At 65.4% G+C, this 22,817-nt stretch carries 14 protein-coding genes and 1 pseudogene; 4 read left to right on the top strand and 11 right to left on the bottom strand.

Features of this window, described 5'->3' with window-relative positions; translation table 11 throughout:
• Positions 1-93: 93 nt before the first annotated feature.
• Both uvrA and ACV22Z_RS22495 read right to left on the bottom strand, forming a co-directional pair.
• Positions 94-6,012, bottom strand: coding sequence for an excinuclease ABC subunit UvrA (uvrA, locus tag ACV22Z_RS22490; protein ID WP_448078468.1), 5,919 nt, complete (start codon positions 6,010-6,012; stop codon positions 94-96).
• A gap of 487 nt (positions 6,013-6,499) precedes the next feature.
• Positions 6,500-6,766 (bottom strand): hypothetical protein, encoded by a 267-nt coding sequence (locus ACV22Z_RS22495; protein ID WP_448078469.1) that lies wholly within the window; start codon positions 6,764-6,766, stop codon positions 6,500-6,502.
• Between the two features lie 174 nt (positions 6,767-6,940).
• Here ACV22Z_RS22495 and ACV22Z_RS22500 point away from each other — a divergent pair, with 174 nt between their 5' ends.
• From ACV22Z_RS22500 to ACV22Z_RS22510, 3 genes are read left to right on the top strand one after another with little or no spacing between them, the layout of a single operon-like run.
• Positions 6,941-7,618: a toprim domain-containing protein gene (locus ACV22Z_RS22500; RefSeq protein WP_448078470.1), complete on the top strand. Its 678-nt coding sequence runs from the start codon at positions 6,941-6,943 to the stop codon at positions 7,616-7,618.
• Positions 7,608-8,177 carry an exonuclease gene (locus ACV22Z_RS22505; protein ID WP_448078471.1) on the top strand — a complete coding sequence of 190 codons (570 nt, stop codon included), beginning with the start codon at positions 7,608-7,610 and terminating at the stop codon, positions 8,175-8,177. Before ACV22Z_RS22500 ends, ACV22Z_RS22505 begins: the two co-directional genes overlap by 11 nt.
• A 24-nt stretch (positions 8,178-8,201) precedes the next feature.
• A complete protein-coding gene (locus ACV22Z_RS22510) occupies positions 8,202-9,008 on the top strand; it encodes a radical SAM protein (RefSeq protein WP_448078472.1) in 807 nt (268 codons plus the stop codon).
• Between the two features lie 108 nt (positions 9,009-9,116).
• Here ACV22Z_RS22510 and ACV22Z_RS22515 read toward each other — a convergent pair.
• Positions 9,117-9,314, bottom strand: a pseudogene (locus ACV22Z_RS22515) (ABC transporter permease); the annotation flags it as partial.
• A 191-nt stretch (positions 9,315-9,505) separates the two neighbouring features.
• On the opposite strand from ACV22Z_RS22515, the gene ACV22Z_RS22520 reads away from it, so the two are divergent.
• Positions 9,506-9,769 (top strand): hypothetical protein, encoded by a 264-nt coding sequence (locus ACV22Z_RS22520; protein WP_448078473.1) that lies wholly within the window; start codon positions 9,506-9,508, stop codon positions 9,767-9,769.
• A gap of 6 nt (positions 9,770-9,775) precedes the next feature.
• Here ACV22Z_RS22520 and qhpG read toward each other — a convergent pair whose 3' ends face one another.
• The 8 genes from qhpG to ACV22Z_RS22560 form a co-directional block, all read right to left on the bottom strand.
• Positions 9,776-11,320: a flavin-dependent monooxygenase QhpG gene (qhpG, locus tag ACV22Z_RS22525; protein WP_448078474.1), complete on the bottom strand. Its 1,545-nt coding sequence runs from the start codon at positions 11,318-11,320 to the stop codon at positions 9,776-9,778.
• Complete coding sequence (locus ACV22Z_RS22530; protein ID WP_448078475.1) at positions 11,317-12,681, bottom strand: radical SAM protein; 1,365 nt, start codon at positions 12,679-12,681, stop codon at positions 11,317-11,319. The genes qhpG and ACV22Z_RS22530 overlap by 4 nt, the downstream gene beginning before the upstream one ends.
• A gap of 82 nt (positions 12,682-12,763) precedes the next feature.
• Positions 12,764-13,624, bottom strand: coding sequence for a hypothetical protein (locus ACV22Z_RS22535; RefSeq protein ID WP_448078476.1), 861 nt, complete (start codon positions 13,622-13,624; stop codon positions 12,764-12,766).
• Positions 13,614-15,029, bottom strand: coding sequence for a hypothetical protein (locus tag ACV22Z_RS22540; protein ID WP_448078477.1), 1,416 nt, complete (start codon positions 15,027-15,029; stop codon positions 13,614-13,616). The genes ACV22Z_RS22535 and ACV22Z_RS22540 overlap by 11 nt, the downstream gene beginning before the upstream one ends.
• Before the next feature lie 9 nt (positions 15,030-15,038).
• Complete coding sequence (locus tag ACV22Z_RS22545; protein WP_448078478.1) at positions 15,039-16,589, bottom strand: ferritin-like domain-containing protein; 1,551 nt, start codon at positions 16,587-16,589, stop codon at positions 15,039-15,041.
• A gap of 528 nt (positions 16,590-17,117) precedes the next feature.
• Complete coding sequence (locus tag ACV22Z_RS22550) at positions 17,118-20,537, bottom strand: adenylate/guanylate cyclase domain-containing protein (RefSeq protein ID WP_448078479.1); 3,420 nt, start codon at positions 20,535-20,537, stop codon at positions 17,118-17,120.
• A 177-nt stretch (positions 20,538-20,714) separates the two neighbouring features.
• A complete protein-coding gene (locus tag ACV22Z_RS22555; protein WP_448078480.1) occupies positions 20,715-21,107 on the bottom strand; it encodes a RidA family protein in 393 nt (130 codons plus the stop codon).
• An 88-nt stretch (positions 21,108-21,195) separates the two neighbouring features.
• Positions 21,196-22,815, bottom strand: coding sequence for an AMP-binding protein (locus tag ACV22Z_RS22560; RefSeq protein ID WP_448078481.1), 1,620 nt, complete (start codon positions 22,813-22,815; stop codon positions 21,196-21,198).
• Positions 22,816-22,817: the final 2 nt, after the last annotated feature.

Raw genomic sequence — 22,817 nt, forward strand, 5'->3', positions numbered from 1 at the left:
GCTTCATCCTTCGGGGTCGGGCGCGCCCGATGGACGACGACCGAGCCCCGGCGTGTCGCGCGACACCGGGGCCGTTCATCGAAACCATCCCGTTCAACCGACGCCCGCTTCCCCTGATCGCACGGATTCGCCCCGGCCCGTGCCGCTTCGCGCCAGCACGGGTTCGAGCGCGCGCCCCGTGTGACTCGCGCTCACCTGCACGAGCCCTTCCGGATCCGCCGCCGCCACGATCGCGCCGCCTCCGACGCCGCCTTCCGGGCCGAGGTCGATGATCCAGTCCGCTTCCGCGATCACATCGAGGTCGTGCTCGATCACGACGACACTGTGTCCCGCATTCACGAGCCGATGCAGCACGCGGATCAGCTTCGCGACGTCCGCCATATGCAGGCCCACGGTCGGCTCATCGAGCACGTACAGCGTATGCGGCGCTTTCTGGCCGCGCCGCGTGATGTCGTCGCGCACCTTGCTGAGTTCGGTGACGAGCTTGATGCGCTGCGCCTCGCCGCCGGACAAGGTCGGCGACGGCTGGCCGAGCGTCAGGTAGCCGAGGCCGACGTCCTTCATCAGTTGCAGCGGATGCGCGATATTCGATAGCGGCGCGAAGAACTCCACAGCCTCGTCGATCTCCATCGTCAGCACGTCGCCGATGTTCCTGCCGCGCCACGTGACCGCGAGCGTCTCCGGATTGAAGCGCTGCCCGTGGCACACGTCGCACGGCACCTTCACGTCGGGCAGGAAGCTCATGCCGATCGTGCGCACGCCTTGCCCTTCGCATGCTGGGCAGCGCCCCTCGCCGGTGTTGAACGAGAAGCGCGACGCCGTGTAGCCGCGGGCGCGCGCCTCCAGCGTGTCCGCAAACAGCTTGCGGATCGCGTCCCACACGCCGATATAGGTCGCCGGGCATGAGCGCGGCGTTTTGCCGATCGGCGTCTGATCGACCTCGAGCACGCGGTCGATATGCTCCCAGCCGCTGATCGACTCGCAGCCGTGCCACGCATGCGTGACGTTGAGCGACGGCCTTGGCGCGCTGCGCGCGAGCACGCTCGCGCGGCCCTTCGCCACCTGCGGCGCCTCCTGCTGCGCGGCCTTGCGCGCACGGCGCGTGGCCGGCGACGACAGCACCGAGCGGCCTACCGCATCGAGCAGGTTCGTCATCAGCACATCGCGCGCGAGCGTCGACTTGCCCGAGCCGCTCACGCCCGTCACCACGACGAGCCGCGCAAGCGGAATGCCGACCGTGACGTCGCGCAGGTTATGCAGCTTGCCGCCGTGCACCGTCAGCCACGTGTCCGGCACCGCCGGGCCGTTCTTCGCGCACGGCAGGCTCACGCTGCGGCGCGGCTGCAACGGATGCACGATCGGTTGCGCGAGGAAGCGCCCCGTCAACGAGCCCGGCTGCGCGGACAGGTCCGCGACCCCGCCCTGCGCGACCAGCGTGCCGCCGCGTTTGCCGGCGCCCGGGCCGACGTCGATGATGTGGTCGGCGCGGCGGATCGTGTCTTCGTCATGCTCGACGACGACCAGCGTATTGCCCTTGTCGCCGAGCTTGCGCAGCGCGTTCAGCAGGATCTGGTTGTCGCGCGGATGCAGGCCGATCGTCGGCTCGTCGAGCACGTAGCAGACGCCCTGCAGGTTGCTGCCCAGTTGCGCCGCGAGCCGGATGCGTTGCGCTTCGCCGCCCGACAGGCTCGGCGCCGCGCGATCTAGGCTCAGATAGCCGAGCCCGACTTCCTCGAGAAACGCGAGACGGCTGCCGATCTCGCTGACGACGTCGCGCGCGATCTGGGCGTCCCGCCCGTCGAGCTGCAGGCCGTCGATCCAGCGACGCGTATCCGACACGGTCCATTGCGCGACATCGACGATCGGATGGCCGTCGAAGGTCACCGCGCGCGCGGACGGATTCAGGCGCGTGCCGCTGCAATCCGGGCACGGCTCGTCGCCGACGCCTTCCGGTTCCTGCTCGTCGGAAGGCAGCGTCTGCTCGCGGCCGCGGCCGTCTTCTGCGAGCACCGTGTCGTCGTAGGCCGCGCGCTGCTCGCGCGTGAGCGCGAGGCCGGTGCCCACGCAGGTCGTGCACCAGCCGTGCTTGCTGTTGTACGAGAACATCCGCGGGTCCAGCTCCGGGTAGCTCGTGCCGCACACCGGGCACGCGCGCTTGACCGACAGCACCTTGACTTCGCCGACCTGCGCGGTCGAATGGTCGTTGGCCATCGCATGATGCAGGCCGTCGAGCGGCGCGAGCAGATGCATCACGCCCTTGCCGAGCTCGAGCGTCTCGTCCAGGCGCTGCCTCAGCTCGGCCTCGTTGTCCGGCGACACGACGAGATCGGCCACCGGCAGCTCGATCGTATGCTCGCGGAAGCGATCGAGCTTCGGCCACGGGTCCACCGTCACGAACTCGCCGTCGACGCGCAGATGCGTGTTGCCGCGCGCCTTCGCCCACTTCGCGAGATCCGTGTACACGCCCTTGCGATTGACGACGAGCGGCGCGAGCAACCCGACGTGCTCGCCGCGGTGATCGCGCAGCAACTGCGCGGCGATCGATTCGACCGTTTGCGACGTCACCGGCGTGCCGTCGTGGATGCAATGCTGCAGGCCGAGCTTCACGTACAGCAGCCGCAGGAAGTGCCACACTTCGGACGTCGTCGCGACCGTGCTCTTGCGGCCGCCGCGCGACAGCCGCTGCTCGATCGCGACCGTCGGCGGAATGCCGTACACCGCGTCGACTTCGGGGCGCCCCGCCGGCTGCACGATCGAGCGCGCGTACGCGTTCAGCGATTCGAGGTAGCGGCGCTGGCCTTCGTGAAAGAGGATGTCGAACGCGAGCGTCGACTTGCCGGAACCGGACACGCCGGTCACCACGTTGAACTTGCCGTGCGGAATATCGACGTCGAGCGCCTTCAGGTTGTGCTCGCGCGCGTTGACGATCCGCACGACGTCTTCGCCTTCGACTTCCCGCCGCACACGCGCCGCGTTCAGCGCGGTCTGCAACGGCACGCCCTCGTCGGCTGCTTCGGCTTCGGCTTCGGTTTCGGTGCCCATTGCGCGGTCGTAGTGCAACAGCGCCACGCCGGTATGCGATGCGGCGCACGCTTTCACGTCGTCAGGCGTGCCCGCACAAAGCACGAGGCCGCCGCCGTCGCCGCCTTCCGGACCGAGATCGATCAGCCAGTCGGCCGCGCGGATCACGTCGAGATTGTGCTCGATCACGATCAGCGAATGCCCGCTCGCGAGCAGCTTGCCGAACGCCTGCATCAGCTTCGCGATGTCGTCGAAGTGCAGCCCCGTGGTCGGCTCGTCGAACATGAACAGACGCGCTTGCGCGACGCGCGCCTCTTCCTTGACGACACGACGCCCGCCGGCGGCCTTCGCCGACTCGGCGAGAAAGCCCGCCAGCTTCAGGCGCTGCGCTTCGCCGCCCGACAGCGTCGGCACCGGCTGGCCGAGCTTCACGTATTCGAGCCCGACGTCGACGATCGGCTGCAGCACGCGCAGCACGTCCGCGTCGGCAGCGAAGAACGCCGCGGCTTCGCTGACGGTCAGGTCGAGCACGTCAGCAATGCTGAGCGCGCGGCCATCGCGCGCGATCCGCACTTCGAGCACCTCGGCCCGGTAGCGCCGGCCGTCGCAGTCGGGGCAGCGCAGATAGACGTCGCTCAGGAACTGCATCTCCACGTGTTCGAAGCCGGAACCGCCGCACGTCGGGCAGCGGCCGTCGCCCGAGTTGAAGCTGAACGTGCCCGCGCCGTAGCCGCGCTGCAGCGCGAGCGGCGCCTTAGCGAACAGCTTGCGGATCTCGTCGAACGCGCCGACATAGCTCGCCGGGTTCGAGCGCGTGGTCTTGCCGATCGGCGATTGATCGACGAACACGACATCGCCCACCTGCTCCGCGCCCGTGAGGCGGCGGTACGCGCCCGGCGACTCGGTGGCCTTGCCCAGGTGCCGCGCCATCGCCGGATAGAGCACGTCCTGCAGCAGCGTCGATTTGCCGGAACCCGATACGCCCGTCACGCAGACGAGGCGCTGCAGCGGAATCTCGACCGTGACGTCCTGCAGATTGTGCTCGCTCGCGCCCTCGAGCACGATACGCGGCGTATGCGCGTCCACCGGACGGCGCGACCAGTGCGACGCGTGCGCGACATGCTTGCGGCCGCCGAGATACTCGCCTGTCAGCGTGCGTGCCGAACGGATCTCGCCGGGCGTGCCGTCGTAGACGACCGTGCCGCCGCGCTCGCCCGGGCCGGGCCCCATGTCGATCAGCCGGTCGGCCGCGAGCATCACCGACGGATCGTGCTCGACGACGACCAGCGTATTGCCCGCGTCGCGCAGGCGCTGCATCGCCTCGACGATCCGGTTCAGGTCGCGCGGATGCAGCCCGATGCTCGGCTCGTCGAGCACGAAGAGCGTCTTCGTGAGCGAGGTGCCGAGCGCGGTCGTCAGGTTGATCCGCTGTACCTCGCCGCCCGACAGCGTGCGGCTCTGCCGGTCGAGCGTCAGATAGCCCAACCCGACGTCGCACAGATATTTCAGGCGCGTGCGCACCTCGGCGAGCAGCAGCTTCAGCGCATCGTCGAGCAGCGCGCTCGGCAGGCTGATGTCGTCGAAGAAGCGGCGGATGCGCCCGATCGGCAGCAGCATCAGGTCGTGCACCGTCAGGCCCGGCAGCGCTTCGAGCTGCGCGCGGGTCCAGTCGACGCCGCGCGGCATGAAGCGGCCGGCCGGCGCGAGCGCCGCGTCGGCGTTCGCCGTCGTGCCGAGTCGCCACAGCAGCGACTCCGTCTTGAGGCGCGCACCGCCGCACACCTCGCACGGCGTGTAGCTGCGGTATTTCGACAGCAGCACGCGGATATGCATCTTGTACGCTTTCGATTCGAGGTAGCCGAAGAAGCGCTTCACGCCGTACCACTGGCTCTGCCACTTGCCGTTCCAGTCCGGCGAGCCGTTGATGACCCAATCCCGCTCGGCAGACGTCAGCTCCGCCCACGGCGTATCGCGCCGGATATCTGCCTTCGCCGCATAGCGCATCAGGTCGTCCTGGCATTCCTTCCACGCGGGCGTCTGCATCGGCTTGATCGCGCCGCCGCGCAGCGTCTTGCGCTCGTCGGGAATCACGAGGCCGAGATCGACGCCGATCACGCGGCCAAAGCCGCGGCACGTTTCGCACGCGCCGTACGCCGAGTTGAACGAGAACAGCGCCGGCTGCGGATCCGCGTAGCGCAGGTCGCTGTCCGGGTTATGGAGCCCGGTGGAGAAACGCCACACTTGCGGCTCGGCTGCTGCGTCGGTCGAATTTTCCGGCGCCGGCGCGAGCACGTAGACATTCACCCGCCCGCCGCCGCGCTTCAACGACGCTTCGATCGCCTCGACCGCGCGCACCTTGTCGACCTGATGCAGACGGAAGCGGTCGGCCACCACGTCGAGCACCTTGCGCGGCCCGGTGGGCGACGCGATTTCGCGCTGCGCCTGCACGCGCGTGTAGCCGCTCGCCGACAGCCACTGCTCGACTTCCTCTTCGGTCACGGTTTCCGGCAATTCGACCGGAAACGTCACGACGAGCCGCGGATCCTGGTCCGCCGTGCGCGCGAACAGGTCCGCAAAGATCGTCTCCGGCGTGTCGTGCCGCACCGGCTGCGCGGTCTTGCGGTCGAACAGTTCCGCCGCGCGTGCGTACAAGAGCTTCAGGTGGTCGTTGAGCTCGGTCATCGTGCCGACGGTCGAGCGCGAACTGCGGACCGGATTGGTCTGGTCGATCGCAATCGCGGGCGGCACGCCGTCGACGCGGTCCACCTGCGGCCGGTCCATCCGGTCCAGAAACTGCCGCGCGTAGGCGCTGAACGTTTCGACGTAGCGCCGCTGGCCCTCCGCGTACAGGGTGTCGAACACGAGACTCGATTTGCCAGAGCCCGACGGGCCGGTGACGACCGTCATTTCGCCGGTGCGCAGATCGAGATCGATATTCTTGAGATTGTGCTGACGCGCTCCGCGAATGCGGATCAGATTATTGGATGACAATTTGTCTGCCCGTCGGAATGAGTTGGCCAGGGGTCACGGTGCCGGAAGGCTGGGGGACGCTCGCAGGTACGGCGCCCGTGCTGCCATCCGGACATCGGTTCGGCTCGGTTTCGGACGAGTACTATACTGTATGTCCATACAGTTTTCCATGGCCATCTCGGGGCTGTGCCGGATAGGGCTGCGCTTCCGTGGCTTGGGACGGCCTCCCCCTTGAGTTCGATCGCCAGGTTCCGGTCCGCGGCGGCATGCGCTGGTCGGGGCGTCGGAGCCTGGATGGGCGCTTGCAGCACGCTCCGAAAATTATCGTGCCCCAATATTTGAAGAAATGCGCCAGGTCGCGCGTGGTTATTGCGCGCGCTGCTTTCGGAATTTCAGCTCGCAAACCATTCCCTTCACAAAGTCCTTCGCCGCTCAGCTCGAAAAACGTTCACTCCGATCGAAATCTTGTCATTTTTTCGCCTTCATCAGCGCCGGATTCGAGAAGCATTCACAAACCGAGCCAATTCAGCTCCTTAGGCAGTTCCGTCCAGACGGCCTCCACCAGCATCGCATGCAGAAAGCGCACTGTTCGGCTCGCGTCAAAGAAGCGGTATCGCCTGCTGCCCGGGTGTTGCGTGACTATTGGGTCCGGATCCCCCATGAAGTAGTTCCACAATCGGGTGGTCGGCACCGAAAACTCCTTGAGGACGTTTGCGTCGTCCTGCTCGTAGCGAAGGATGACCGCCGAGACGGGAACAATGGCGCCGCCACGCAAGCGTCGCGACCCATTGAGGACATGACGGATAAGGAACCGATGTGTGCGGCATCGAGAAATCCGAGCACCGTAACGCTTGCACGGGTTTCCGCTGGAACGCGCGAGTCATGACCACATTTCGACTAGACTCAAATGGCTGTTGTCCCAAATGCTGACTGTGCGATATGTACGCTCATGGCTCGGTTTGAAAGCGTTGATCAATTGCGATTGCCGCTGTCCGGCGAGTTGCCCGACGAGCGAATTGCGCGCGCCATTCGGCTCGCTGGGACTGCCGGGCAGGCGTACGTCGAGCACCGCGGCATCCCTCTCGCGATAGCGGACGCCGCCGGGATGCGCTTCGACCCGGAATGGGACGGACGGCCCGCCGTGCTGATCGGCTTGTATGACCGCGAGGGCGCACTGGTGTCGGTACACGGTCGTTATCTGACCACCGTGCGCGGCCAGAACAAAATGCTGACGGTCGGCCGCGGCGGCGGGGTAGCCAGTGTCGGTGATGGCTGGCATGCGGAACACCTGATACTGGTGGAGGGCATCTTCGACGCGCTCTCGTTGGCGGTGTGCGGCTGGCCCGGCGTTGCCACTATCGGACGCTGGGCGCCCTGGTTGCCGCAGGTCTGCGCGCGGCGTGCGGTGTGGCTCGGTTTCGATGCGAACGCACCCGGAGATCGCATGGCAGCGCACTATACGCAACTGCTGCCGGAGGCAACCATGTTGCGGCTGCTGCCTCCGCCACGTTGCAAAGACTGGAACACGGCACTCGTCAAGCGCGGACCTGCCGCGGTGGCGCGCTGGCTACGCAACCAGCTGGGGAACGCTGGGGACGCCTACAAAAGAGCATCCGATGAGCGATAAAGGCAGGACCGAAATCTATGTCAGCACGGACGTCGAGGTCGATGGCCCGATCCCGGGGCCTCATTCGATGCTGAGCTTCGCGTCAGCGGCATACGATGCGGAAAAGGTGCTGCATGGCACGTTTTCCGCCAACCTCGAACTGCTGCTCGGCGCGAGTGGTCATCCCGACACACTCGAGTGGTGGCGCCAGCATCCCGCGGCCTGGAAAGCGGCGCGTGCGAATCTGCAGGCACCGCAGTCGGCCATGACCGATTACGTCGCATGGCTGGATGCTTTGCCCGGGTTGCCGGTATTCGTTGGCTATCCTGCGGCCTTCGACTTCATGTTCGTGTACTGGTATCTGATGCGCTTCGTGGGCCGGAGCCCGTTCAGCCACTCGGCGCTCGATATCAAGACGATGGCAATGGTGCTTCTGCGCAAGGACTATCGTCGCAGCACGAAGAGCGCGATGCCGAAGCGCTGGTTCGACGATTGGCCACATAGCCACGTGGCTCTTGACGATGCGCTTGAGCAGGGAGCGTTGTTTTGCAACATGCTAAGCGAGAGCCGCAAACGCTGACAGCCGACACGATTCGACAATGCCATGGACCTGCACTTGCCGCCGATGATTTGCTTCAGGGTCACGCGCTACTGCAATGCGCGTTGCGGCTTCTGTCTCGCGCCGCCCGACGGTGCGCATCCGCCCGCCCCGGTGCTGATGCAACGCCTCGACTGGCTGGCTGGACGGGGTGTGCGGGTGATCCACTTCTGTGGCGGCGAGCCGACGATTCATCCGGCCTTACCGGAACTGCTGATACACGTCGCGACGCGCGGCGGTCGCTCGCGGCTCACGACGAACGGCATCGCCCTGCCCGAGCGCTTGTTGCCTGCATTGCGCTCAGCAGAAGCGCAAGTCAAGGTGAGCCTGCATGGCGACCGCGCGCGTCACGACGCGCTGGTCGGGCGCGCGGCGTTCGATCTGGCAACCGAACACCTTCGCCGTTTGATTGCGGCTGGAATTCCGACAGCGGTTCAAACGACGATCGTTGCCGATGGCGACTGGGTGCTCGACTGGATGGTCGACTTCTGCCTCACCGAGCATGTACGGCAACTGAGCATTCTTCCGTTCATTCCACGTGGAAACGGCTATCGCACTCAGGGGGAGTACGGGCTGACATCCACGCAGCGAAGCACACTTCGCGAGCGCGTTCGACGCACGCGTCGATCGCTTCAAGGCCGTGTGGATGTACGCTGGCTCGATTTTTCGGCGCGCCCGTTACATGTGGTTGAAGCCGATGGGCGTCTCGTGCTCGAAGGCGCCAGTGAATCGATGGACACATTGCTGTGCACGATTCCGGGGGATAACGTACCGAGGAAACGCATTGCCATTCGGCCGAGTGTGAGTGGTTAATGTCTTGCGGGCATCGCGACCGCGGCAGGCATTGTCAACTTCCCGAAGCCGAACCAGGTTGCGCTGGACTGCGTAACCCGACATTGTCCAGTACGTCCGTCAAGCGGATCATGTGCGGTCGCACGGAAAAAACTTTCGGCCAAGCAGTGCGAGCACGATGTCGGCGCCGAGACCGATGATCCCGATCATCAGGATCGCGGCGTACACGTTGTCGAAATGCGGGTACCGCGCCTGCTGGCTGATGTACCAGGTGATGCCCGAACTCGTGCCGACGAGCTCGGCGACGATCAGGTAAGTCCACGCCCAGCTTCACGCGTGACGGGCGTGATACGCCGGCGATCGCGCCCAGTATTCAGGCATCGACCCGGCCGAAGCATTCCGAACGCCGGGATATGCCCGCCGGGCTCGTCTGTCGCCGACGGATCATTCGCGCTCGATCTGCTTCACGACGCCTGCGTGCTAGGATGGGTCGCGCTCACTGTAGCGGGGAGACCACGATGGCAACCCATGACTTCACCGACTTTTCCTGGGACGAACAGGAAGACGTCAAGGCCGTGCTCACAAGCCGAGGATTTGACGTGCGTGAGTTCAAGATTACGGACAATGACGATTGTCCGGAGGGTGGCATGAAAGGCGCCACCCGGCAGATCACCGTCACGCGAATTACCAACGGCAAGATGGCGATTTACGACACCGACCATTTCGCCACCTGGATTGCAGGTTTCGCTGACGCACTGGAAGCAGGCGCGTTCGACGACTGAAGAATCCTATGAGATTCGACAGGCGTTCGCGCCGAACGCTGCAGGCTCGACGATCCGCTTGCTCCACAGCCATTCCAGAAGCCGCCGTGCCTTGGCGGTTTCCATCGATCTGCCGAGCAACTCGACCAACTCGAGCGGGCGCGTCTCCCGCGTCAACGCGCTGAGCAGCGGAACGAGGGCGACACCTTCCCAGAACGCAACCGGGCGGTCGAGATTCGGGTGCTGCAATGCGGGGTGCGCGGTGACACGATCGCCCGTCGCGCATGGCACCACGACAATTTCGGTATCCCTAGCAAAGCGGATCGGATCGTGCAGAGGCAATCGGGGAGCGGGCTCGTCGGACGACGGCCGAACGACTGCGATCTGCGCCCATTCGGCTTGCAGCGCACGCGTCATGTCGGCAACGCGCGCAGTGAGCACATCGTCAGGCGAGCGCTGCGCAAGTGCATCGGGCGCCAGGCCCGACGTCAACGTCGGTGTCGAGCGCCCGCGCCAGAAAGGCGATTCGCCGCACCATGCCTGGCGATAGTATCCGGCCGTCCAGGCGAAATGACGCGCGGCGCTTTCCACCAGGCGCGAGTCGTAAAAACGCCGCGCCAGCGCTTGCTCCGTGGCATTGCTCGCCCGGCACCACGTGTTGAGCGCAATAGCGGCCTGGAGCGAGAATCGCATCGCCTTTTCAAGGCCCGACGACGAGATCGGATCGAGGGCGAACGCGGCGTCCCCAAGCTTGACCCGCCCCTCTTGCCAGGCAAACGCGTCGACGTAGGGCGTCGATGCGCACATGCGCGGCGCATCGCACCAACGCAGATCGGCCATGTCCTCGAACAGCGCGCTGCGCGTGCAGGCACGCCGCAACAGCGACTCCGGCTCGCGCGCCGGCGCCTCGTCGCGCATGGACGGATCGAAGGTGAACATGATGCGGTAGCGGCCGCTCGGCAGGGCAGCGCCCCACATCCATCCGTCGCGGAGCGCATCCACGCGCGTGGCCTGATCGGCGCCCGGCGCCCGCGCCGAGGCCGAGATCTCGGCCCAAAGCGTCGACAAGCGCGGCGCGTGCAGGCGCTGCGGTTCGCGCCGGCTTTGCCGGCCCTGCGCGTCGAGCACAGCCGGCGCGTCGACGTGCAGCAAGCCTTCCGGCGTCACGAGTTGCGCGCACCAGGCCCCCGGCCTGCCGTCGACGCGAACAACGCTCGCCGGCCGCAGCACCGCCACGCCCCGCTCCTGAGCCACGCGCACGAGCGCCGCATCGAATGCGGCGCGATCGACGACGGCGCCGTCATGCGCCACCGTTTCGATCGCGTCGCTCGTCCAGCGCAAGCGTGTGGACTTGCCGGCGAGGATGGGTACGGTCTCCAGCGCATCGTTTGCGTCGAGAAAGTCGATGATGTTCCGCACGCCGGGCGTCAGCGCCTCCCCGATCTGCGGACGGGGCCATAACCGGCTCCGTTCGACGAGCAGCACGCGATGCCCGAGCTGATTCAGGCGCAGCGCGGCGCACAGGCCCGCGGGCCCCGCGCCGACCACCAACATGTCGAAGGAGCGATTCACGCGCTGCCCGCGGCACCGGGCGGCGCCTCGCGCGGACCGGCAGACCAGTCGGGCGCATGGCGCGCGAGCCGGCCGTGCGCGCCGATCACATAGTGCAGCCACCCGCGGATGTAGTCACACGCGCTGCGTCCGCGCGCAAGGACTTCATGATGGCATCCGCCACCGCACAGATAGCGCGCCCAGCAGGTCTGGCAAGGTTGTTGTTGATGTACGTGACGCTCGGCCAGCCAGATCGTCTGGCGTGCGCGGTCGACGCCGGTGGCGAGATGCCCCATGGCGCCCGCCTCGTCTCCCACGAAACGGTGGCAGGCCGCCAGTTCGCCATCGGCGGATACCCCGAAATATCCCGCGCCGGCGCCGCACGGATACGGCCGGTGCGTGCCGCGCTGGATTTCTCGCAACGCGTTCTGCATGTTCAGAAACGGGTAGCGCTCGCCGCGCATCACCTTTTGCTCGAACGCGAGCCCGCAGGCGATCATCCCTTGCAGCATGTCCGCCATGTCGGCGGATCCCATTTCCGCGCGGCCGTTCGCGGCGCGCAGCAGCGGCGAAAACCCGACGCTGTGGAACCCCATGTCGATGAAGGCATCGAGCGTGTCCGGCAAGTCGAGATTGAACGGCGTGACAGTCACGCGCGCGGAAACCTGCATGTGCCGCTGACGCGCAAGGAGCGGCGCCAAACGCTCGACGATGTGATCGAAGGACCCTTTGCCCCCTTTGAACGGACGCAACCGGTCATGCACGGGTGCCGGGCCGTCCAGGCTGACCGTGACCGCGAAGCCGTGCTCCTCGAAGAATTCGGCGTCGTCTTCCTGCAGGAGACTGCCATTGGTCGTGACCGAAAAATGACAGCGTATGCCGCGCAAGCCGGCCCGCTCGCGCGCATGGACGGTCGCCGCGCGCAGCACGGCGCGATTGGCGAGCGGTTCGCCGCCCATGAATGCCAGATTGATCTTGCCGCCTTCGCTGGTCCCGTCGATCAGCAGGTCGACGGCCGCGAGCGCGGTCGCGAGCGGCATGTTCTTCGCCTTGCCGCCGAACTCCCCCTGCTGCGCATAGCAATAGGTGCAGCCGAGGTTGCATTTCTGCGCGACGGCGAGCGACAGCGCATGCATCGGTACCTCGGACAACGGCGCGTCGTCGATCGCGGGCATCAGCCCCAACCCGTGGCGCGCCACCAGCGAGGCGACGGATCCCGCCTCCTCGTCCCGGAGCCCCGCGAGAAATTCGTCATGCAGACGCGGCGGCACATGGAAGAGCCGGCTCCCGTTGACGAGCAGCAGTTGCGCGCCCTGCGCATCCTCGACCAGATGGACCTCGGGATGCCGCGGGCGCGACTGCTCGACGATGCGTGCGGCCATCGCCGTCGCCAAAGCGGCAAGCGGCGCGCCCGCCTCGCGGGTTGGCGCCGGTCGATCCGTAGCGGCAGGCTCGGCGAGCGGATCACGTTTCATCGGCGTCCTTGCCGCGTATCACGAACCGAAGGTCCTCCTGCCAGGACTTGAACAGGTCGTCGTAGGACCACAGCCGCGAGTCGACGCGATTATCTGCCACATAGACACCTGTGCGGCGCTTGGACAGCCACATGTCGCCGCGAGCCAGCCCGTCGGTGCCTGGCTCGACATTGACGAAGTCGGGGCGCGAGGCGGCCCAGTAGTAGCACGCGCATTCGCGGTAGTCGTTCTGCCACGGCGCGCAGAGGCCTTGCGTCAGCTCGCCCGGCTCGAGCATCTGAAGGTTGAAGCTGGCTGTGTCGCCATCGAAAAAGCGCCTGAGGACGAGCGTCTCCTTCAAGGTCTCCTTTTGGGCGCTGACCAGTACTTCGTCCTTGGCGTTCTGGTAGGCCGTGAATTCGCATTCGACCGCCTGCCCCTGCAAATGCACGATGCGGGCGATGGAGTTGGACCATTCCATGAACGACACCGCGTTGGGATTGGGCGCACTCGCAAGCGGGACCGAATCCGCGTTCGGCCGAACCGGGCCTTTCGTCGCGACCATCGTGCCGACCTCCAGCCCGGCAAAGCGAAGCAGGCGGCGCGTCTTGAGGTGCTCGTAGCGCTTCTCCGCGTCGATCACGTAGTTGTTGTTCTCGACCAGCGTGATGCCTTCGAACGCGCGCCGCCAGAGGTTGCGGAAATCGAATTCCAGACCGGGAAAGCAATTCGAAATCGCGCTGCGCGGCAGCGCCGACGCCGGGTTGCCGACGCCGCGATGATGAATCTGCGCGGTCAGGTTGGCGGTCCGGATGGCCGTGTCCCCGGACGGCTTCGGGTCCTGCGGATGATTGGGATCGTTAGCCGACATGCTGGTCTCCCTTCGGACTCGGTTGTCCAAACATCGCATCGCGCGCGGCCTTGATCACGAGATTGATGTGGCGGCGCGTGAGCGTCAGGCTGCGGCCATCGGCGCCGCGCATCAAGGCCGGCATCTTGCGCAGCCCTTCGGCAGACAGGTCGCCGATCTCCTCGGGCTGGCGCAGGAGCTTGGCGAACCACGGCGCGCCGCCTGCCGACAAGGTGCTGAACACGCGCTCGTGCAGCGCGCGCAGCGCGAGATTGTCGACGATCGATTCCGCGGCGATCGGCTCGTAATAGCGCTCGAAGTCGGCGGCGTTCTGACGCACCATGGTGCTCGCGACGTCGAGTCGGCCATTGACCGGATTGCCGTTCATGACGGCCGTGTTCATCAGCCGGATGGTTTCCAGCGCGCGCAGGACGATCTCCGTGGCTTCGTCGATCGATACGCGCTCTCGCTCGACATCCGTACCGTAGAGAATCTGCTCCATCTCGTCGGACACCACGCGCACCGGCAGCGTATCGGGCGCATAGGCGGGCGGCCCCGCACCGATATAGCCGTGAGCACGCAGCGTGGAGCCGTCCCGCCGGGTCAGCACGACTTGAACGTGTCCGTCGCATTCGTCGTCGAGGTAGCCCCAGCTGACCTGATTGCCGTCCTTGCCGGCGTAGCCGGCGTAGATCTGGGCGGGATTGGTCAGCGTGGGGCCGGTGCTTTCCGTATAGCCGAGCCAGTCGCCGCGCGTCTCGTCGTAGAGCACGAGCTCGTCGCGATCGATGATGGGATCGTCGTGCAGCGCCACGTCCTCGTCCGACAGGCGGCGCTTCATGCGCGTCCCGTACACGATGCCGGCCGCGGGCGTGTAGCGCAGGCGGATCTCGGGATGCCGCTGCGTCGGCTTGATGAACTGCACGTGACCCAGCGGCAGGTGCCGCCCGGGGCGAAAGTTCTCGCAATGGCCTTCCATCGCGTGCCGCCGGTGGTCCTTGAGGCCGATCACGCGCGCGTGGATCTTGTCGCTCGGATTATTCGTGCGCCGGTAGATCTTGATGTTCCCCAGCTGGACGTCCCAATGCAAGGCGCCGATGTCCAGCTGTTCCGCGGCCAGCAGCTGCAGCGTGAGCGGCTGCAACTGGTCCGGCGCTTCGCTCGTGCGCGCGTAGACCTCGAGGAAAGGCGCCACCGGGCGCACCTTCCTGTCCTCGTCCTTGAAGCGGATCCTGTCGGGCACGTAGGCCCGCACGATTTCACCGCTTTCCTGGTCTACCTCCAACGTCGTGCACGGCACGATGCGGCGAAAATCGAGCGGCTTGTCGGGATCGACGGCGAGGTCGAACGCTTCGAGCGGCGTCGCCGCGGCGCCCAGCCTGCCGACCGCGATAGGCGGCAGAATCCGGAGTTCCAGTATCGGCATGTTTGGCTCCTAGAGTAACGCCGGATCGACGTCGCCGGACAAGATGCGCCTGGCGATAGCGACCATGCCCTTGTCGGCTTCGCGCAGGCTGAGCAGATACGGATGGCGTGCGGCATCGGCGCGGGCCAGCAAGGCCGCCGTCAGGTTGTCCGATGCAGCCAGCAGATCGAGGTGGCCGCGCCACCGGTTCGCCTCGCCCAACGGACTGTCGAGCGTATAGGGCACCTGGAACGGCGGCCCCGCGAGCGGGGCATCCGGCTTGTTCGACACGCGCGACTGCATCAGGATCTCGGCGAGGGCGCGCAGGTTGTACATTTCGCCGAACGCGGCATTGACGATCGCGCCGCGCGGCGTCACCAGGCCCGCCGCATTGAGTCCGCCGTAGAGCGTGAAGCTGTGGATCAGGTACTGCAGCAACATGCGATAGCGCAGGTTGAACAGCGACGCCCACAATGCCGTCACCGGCTCGGTGATGGGCGTCGTCGGTGCGCCGCCCTCCTCGGGCTCGAGCCGTGGATCAAGCAACACGTAGGGGTTGACCGCGACCGGACGCGAAGGCCGCCAGGCATCGTGCGCGCCTGTCGCGGCCGCGACGCTCTCGTGCAGCTCGGTGAGCGCCGCCGGATAGGCCGCCTGCCATGCGTCTTCGAGGAAATCGTTCGGACGTGCGTCGTGCCAGACATCGACGCTGCACAGCTCCCCGCCCAGAACCCTGCGCATTTCAATATAGATCCGCAGGAAGCGCACGAAATGCGAGGGCTGCGTGCCATGCGTGGCCTCGCCTTGCTCGGCAATCGCCCGGAGTGCTCCGACTGCGTCGTCGCGCGACGTAGCGGGCTTCACCAGCACGTCCGGCGTGCTTTTGAGCGACGCGTGGCCGCTGCTGCCACGTTGGCCGCCCTGGTACCCACGCCCCCACTCCGCAAAATCCGCCTGGCAGCGGTAGGTGTCGGCCTGAAAGACTTCGTCGGGCAGGTAGTCCGGATCGTTGACGAGCGGAATCAGCTTGTCGAACAATTCCGCGACCTTGTGTGGCTGGGAAACGTGTTTCGCGACGCGCGCGTAGATTTCTTCGCCCAATGCGCCGCCTTTCCAGCCGACGGGTGCTTCCGCGTAGACGTATTTCGCGAGGGAATCGAGCGTCAGCGGTTCGAGCGTGAAAGGAAACGGATAGAACGGCGTATCCCACGGATAATCGTCACGCTGGAAATGCAATGGCGACCCAATCAGGCGCAATACGTTCTGCACCGTGATCAAATGGCCCATCTCCTCCTTTGCGATGCCGAGGATGGCTTCTTGCCAAATGCGCACGGTGTCGTGAAATTGAGGCGGCACCTGCGGGCCGCCCAGCGAATAGGCAGCATATAAATACTGCACCATCAGGCAATGCTCGATTTCCGCATCGATGGAGAGCAGGTAGGTCACGTAATCGCGCGGAGAGAACTCGCTTTTGAGTGGCGACGCGTCGGCGACGCCTTTGGCAGTCAGCCCGCGCGGCGTCAGCTCGGCGGGTTGTTGACCGATAGGCGCAAGATGGCGCCAAAGTCTGAGAGATTGCATTGCCGCTCCTTATTGCCCACGTCATCAAGAAAAGAGTCGCGCGGAACTGCAGGAAAAGGCCGGTATTGCGGGAAAGCGGGAAAGCGGGAAAGCGGGAATCGCGCAACGCGCAACGCGCTGTCGAGCGTGTCATTGCGCAGTCATAATTTGAATCGATTCACGAAGGAAGGCACTTTCCATTCGCGAATATTGTTATCTCATTATTGCATGCATCGCTAACGAGACAAGCCTGTCAAATTTGACAGTTCGGGAAAATATGGCGGGAGGCATGCCCAATTGCCGTTGCATGCCTCCCGCCCGCTTCTTGGGGTCAGTCCCACGATAATTGCTGCGCGCCACACTGAAGGGGTAAGTCTTTATGTTGCGTTTTCCGATTCATCGCTTCCGGGCACGTGCTCTTTTTGGCGGAGTGACGATGAAGGCAAAGCCGTTCGAACCGTACCCACACTGTCCGCCTGCACGCACGTTGTTCGAGCCCATGTTGAAATTGTTCGCCCGACAAGTTTTTTCCGCTTCACAGTCCAAGCCCTACACGGTTTTGCCCGTGGCCACTTCGTCGAGCAGCGCGCTGGCTTCACGTAACTCATCAGTGTCGAGTCCTTCCGTGAAAAAGCCGTGGATCCCGGTCAGCGTCAGCCTCACGGCAGACGCTTTGCCTTGCATTCGCCACAGGCGAGCCAGGCTCAGCGCCGCGCGCAGCTCGAGCGACTTCGCGCCCTGGTCGATCGCGAGCTCTATAGCCTTTTGAAAGCACGTTTGTGCCTGTTGCTGTTCCGCCGATTCGGATACCTGACCGCCTGGACCATCGAGAATCATCTCGCCCATGAGCCGATGCAGTTCGGCTTCGTGGAAATGCTCCCCGGTTCTGTCGACCATGGCGAGCGCGTCAGTCAGTGCGCGCAATCCCGCCTGCGCTTGTCCGGCCCGCCTGTAGATTCGTGCCAGCAGCGCCAGAAAATACGAGCGCGACAGCTCGGCACCGGTCGCCTGGTAGGCCACGAGGCCCTGGGTCACCAACCTGCCCCCTTCTTCGGTATTCCCCTGCTCCGCCAACGCCCAGCCTCGCATGATCGTCCCCCATGCCAGGTAGTACGGAAAGCCCTGCTCGGTCGCGAGTGTCATCGCGGCTTCGGCGTACGCTTGCGCCTGTTTCGGGTCATGCCGGAACTCGCGCAACATGGCTGCAGCGATGAGCGCGAACGCGAGGCTGAACGGGTGCGACATCCGGTGCGCGAGGGCCAGCGCCCGCTCGATCCGCTTGTCGGCCTGATCGGGAAATCCCAGATACCACTGCGTCCACGCAGAAATGCTCAATCCGCGAATGCCGGGATCCAGGCCATAGAGAAACGCATGAGCGCGATGTCGTTCAGCGTCGTACAGCGTGCCAAGCGCCTTCTGGTGGGCACGAGCGGTGCGCAAGTCGCCCTGAAAGAACGAACTCGACCCAAGTGCACTATGTGCTTCCACCAGCAAGTCGGCATCCTGCGACTGGCGTGCGAGGCGGAGCACCCGCTCGCCCAGTTCTCGTGCGGTCGCGTATTCCGCACGAAGTGAATAGTAGGTCCGCAAGCCCAGTTGCACCGGCGCAAGCTGCGAATTCTCGCCAAGCTGTTCGCACAACGCCAGCGCACGTGTGTAGGTCGCCTCGACTTCCGCTGAAGCATAGCCGCGTGCCGCCATCAGGGCCGGGCCGAGCGAGATCTGCAACATCAGTTCGTAACGTGAGCGGTCGATCGTGTCGGGTAACCGGGCCAGCAATTCCAGGGCCGTTCCGAGGTGTCGGATCGCCTCGACACTTGCGGAACGCTGAAGCGCCTGCTGCCCCGCGCGATGCAGATACTCCACGGCTTTCTGCGAATTGCTGCTCAGGCTGTAGTGATGCGCGAGCTCGCTGCAATACTCGTTGAGACGGTCGGCATAGAGCGCTTCGATGGCCTGCGCCGTACGCTCATGCAGCACGCTGCGCTGCTCCGACAGCAACGAATTGGCGGCGACCTCCTGGGTCAGCGCGTGCTTGAACGTATAGTCGACTTCCGGGAAAGCCGGCCGCTCGTAAATGAACTCCGCCGCTTCCAGGCGCGACAGCAAGCGGCGCAGTTCGTCCTCCGGTTGCGACACGGTCTTGCGGATCAGGCTCCACGGAAATTCCTTGCCGACGATGGCCAGATGCTGCAGCAGCGTCTTCTCGGCAGCAGGCAGCCGATCCATCCGGGCGGCGAGCACACCCTGCACCGTCGTCGGAATCTGCAGCGCCGCCGGCGTCTTTGCAACGCGGTAATGTCCGGGCTCGCCCAGCAGCGCCCCCTCCTCAACCAGCGTCTGGACGACCTCTTCCATGAAGAAGGGATTGCCTTCGGTCTTTTCCAGGATGCGTTGCTTCAGCGGCATCAGGCCGGGCTCGTTACCCAGCAGCACGCCGAGGAGGTCTTGCGCTTCCGCCGAGCCCAACGGGTCGAGCCTCATCTGAACGTAGTTGTCCTTGTGCGTCCAGCCGGGCCGGTACTCGGGCCGGAAGTTCAAGAGCAGCAATATCCGTGCACTCGCCACCCGGTCGACGAGAAACGCGAGAAACGCTTCGGTTTCGCTGTCCAGCCATTGCAGGTCCTCGAACAGCAATTGGAGCGGCTGGTCGAGACTCTCGCGTACCAGCAGCTGCTTGATCGCCTCGAACGTACGGTCGCGCCGGATTCGCGCGTCCATGTTCGCGACGCAAGAGCCGACGTCGCTGACGCCCAGAAGAAAAAGCAGATAAGGCAGAAGGTCTTCGAGGCCGCGCTCCAGCGTCAGGACACGGCCGGTGATCTTCTCGCGGCACCGGCGCTCATCGTCCTGGGCCGTGATCTGGAAGTAGTTCCGCAACAGCTCGATCAGCGGCAAATACGCGAAGGCCTTCCCATGCGACACCGAGAAAGTCTCCAGCACCAGGCAGCCGCGCTGCGAGCGCTCCTTGAACTCATGGAACAGCCGCGACTTTCCGACCCCCGCCTCGCCCACCACGCCGACGATTTGCCCGTGCCCGGCCGCCGCCTCCGTCAACGCGCCGTGCAACCGCTCCAACTCCGCCTCCCGGCCCACGAACCGGGCCAGACCGCGGTGTGCCGCCACCTGAAGGCGCGTGCGCAGCGCACCCAGACCGAGCACCTCATAGACCTCGAGCGGCTCGGGGATACCCTTGATTTGCGTGGCACCCAGGGACTTGAACTCGAAGTAGCCTTCGGCCAGCTTGCGCGTGGATTCACTGACGAGGATCGACGAGAGCGCGGCGATCGTCTGCATGCGCGAGGCGATATGGATGGTGTGGCCCACCGGGTCGTAGTCCGCATGCAAGTCGTCCTTGCGGATCGAGCGCACGACCACCTCGCCCGTATGGATGCCCACCCGGATCTGGAGAGGGATACCTTCCTGCAGACGAATCCGGTCTGCGTGGCGCCGCATCGCATCCTGCATGCGCAGCGCCGCGTACAGCGCCCGCTGCGGGTGATCTTCGTGCGCAATCGGTGCGCCAAACAGCGCCAGGATTCCGTCGCCCAGGGATTTCGCCACAAATCCTTCGTAATGGTGCACGGCCTCCATCATCAGTGCGATGACAGGCGCGATCAGACGGTGAGCATCTTCGGGATCCCGATCATGGATCAACGCGGTCGAGCCGGCCATGTCGGCAAAGAGCGCGGTGATCGTCTTGCGTTCGACAGCCGTTCCTTGCTGGGCCTCGACGGCAGCCCGCTCGGCGAGAATGCGCTCGGCCAGATGGGCCGGCGTGTAATGAATCGGGGCAGTCGGCGATCCTGGCGACGCATCGCCGACGGGTGCACCGCATGCGTTGCAAAAGCGCGCGGTTGCACTCAGTTCGTGGCCGCAGCGTGCACAGATCCGCGCCAGCCTGGCGCCACACTGTTCGCAGAAATTGGCTCCACCCGCATTTTCGAAACCGCAATCCGCGCAGCGCATCGTGTCACTCGACTTCTTCGGCTCATGACGAATTAGACGCCGATTCGATAGCAGCATCAAGGCAGACCCGGCGCGCGCCGATCGCCCCGTCGCTACCGTTGACCTCCGGAATTCTTCCGGCAATACGGACAACGGTCCAGGCACGGCGCTCCGCTCTGCAGCGGATCACCGTCTCTTTCAGTCCGGCACAACGGCCGTCACTTCGATCTCCACCTTGGCGCGATCCTCTACCAGTGCGGACACCTCTACGGCCGTCATGGCAATGCTGAAGCTGCCGATCAGTTCACGGAACGCGTCGCCAATCTCGGCGTAGGCCGCCACGTAGGCTTGTTTGTCGGTCACGTACCATGTCATGCGCACGATGTGCTCGGGCCTGGCGCCGCCCTCGGCCAGCACCTCGACGATGTTGCGCAGCGCCTGGCGCACCTGGCCGGCCAGATCGTCGGTATGGAACACGCATTGCGCATCCCAGCCGATCATGCCGGCCACGAAGATCATGCGCCCGCGCGCGGACACGCCATTGGCATAGCCTTTCGGGCGCGGCCAGCCTGGAGGAAGAAGCACCTGCATACATCGATTCCTTTTGTTGTTGGTCACACGCTGCGAGCGCACGCCGCACATCGCGCGGCGCCGCAATGGCACAACGCGGAGTGCGCCATCATGACTGGCTACCCTCGCGCAACCGATAGCGCAGCAGCTTGCCCACTTCACTGCGCGGCAGCGAGGTGCGGAACTCGATGGCGCGCGGATACTTGTACGGCGCGATCGTCTGCCTGACGAAATCCTGCAGCACTTTTACCATCGCCGCCCCCGGCTCGTGTCCGGGCCGCAGCACCACGAAGGCCTTGACGATCTGGCCGCGCTCCTCGTCCGGCACACCGATCACGCCACATTCGGCCACGGCCGGATGCTGCATCAATGCATCCTCCACCTCGGGCGAACCAATGTTGTAGCCGGACGTGATGATCATGTCGTCGGTACGCGAGTGGTAGTGGAAATAGCCGTCCTCGTCCAACACGTACGCGTCGCCGGTCAGGTTCCAGCCATCGCGCACGTAGTCACGCTGGCGGTCGTCGGCAAGATAGCGGCAGCCGGTCGGCCCCTGCACCGCCAGCCGGCCGACCGTGCCGGGCGGCACGGGGTTGCCGGCGTCGTCCACCACGCGCGCGACGTAGCCGGGTACTGCCTTGCCGGTGGCGCCGGGGCGCACGTCGTCGTCCGCGGCGGAAATGAAGATGTGCAGCATCTCGGTCGCGCCGATGCCGTCGATCAACTCGATGCCGGTCGCGCCTTTCCACAGTGTGCGCGTGGCGACGGGCAGGGGCTCGCCGGCGGAAACGCAACGGCGCAGCGGCGTGGCGCGAAGCGCGTTCCCGCGGGCCGCGATGTGGCGATACGTCGTGGGCGCGGTAAACAGTACCGTGGCACCGAACGCGCGAATGGCGTCCACCAGATCGTCGGGCGAGGCCTTCTCCAGCAACACGGTCGATGCCCCCACGCTGATCGGAAAGAGCAGCAGGCCACCCAGCCCGAACGTGAACGACATCGGCGGGCTGCCGATGAAGATGTCGTCGGAACGTGGGCGCAGCACATGCGGCGGCCAGCAAGCGCAGATGGCCATCACGTCGCGATGGAAATGCATGGTCGCCTTGGGCACACCCGTGGTGCCGGAGGTGAAGGCGAGCAGGCACGTGTCGTCGGCTGCGGTATCGACGTTGGTGAACGTATCGGGATGGCGTGCCATTGCCGCTTCCAGCCCGTCGGGCGTCGCATCGTTGAAGCAGGTGATGTGCACGGGCACCGCAGCCTTGGCGGCTGCGTCACGCAACTCGTCGATCAGCCGCGCATCGCACAGCGCAAAGCCGATCTCGCCCTTGGCAAGAATCTGCCCAAGCTCCTTCGCGCGCAGCAACGGCATGGTGGTCACTGCAATCGCGCCCACTTTCATCACCGCAAACCAGCACGCCGCCAGCATCGGGTTGTTGGGCGCGCGCAGCAGCACGCGGTTGCCCGGCACCACGCCGATCTCGTGCACGAGCACGTTGGCGATGCGGTTGGCATGTTCGTGCAGGTCGGCATAGGTCCAGCGCACGCCGCCGGGCGCCTGGATGCACAGGCGATCGCCGTCGCCGTCGGCAATACGCCTGTCGAGCAATTCCGTCGCACAGTTCAATTGCTGCGGAAACTGCAGCGCCGGCAACTCGAAGCGGTAGACCGGCTGGCGTTCCGCCGGCGGCAGGCGATCGCGGGCGAAGGTATCGATATGGGCGCTGGGCATGG

This window comes from Burkholderia sp. PU8-34 (assembly GCF_053427725.1).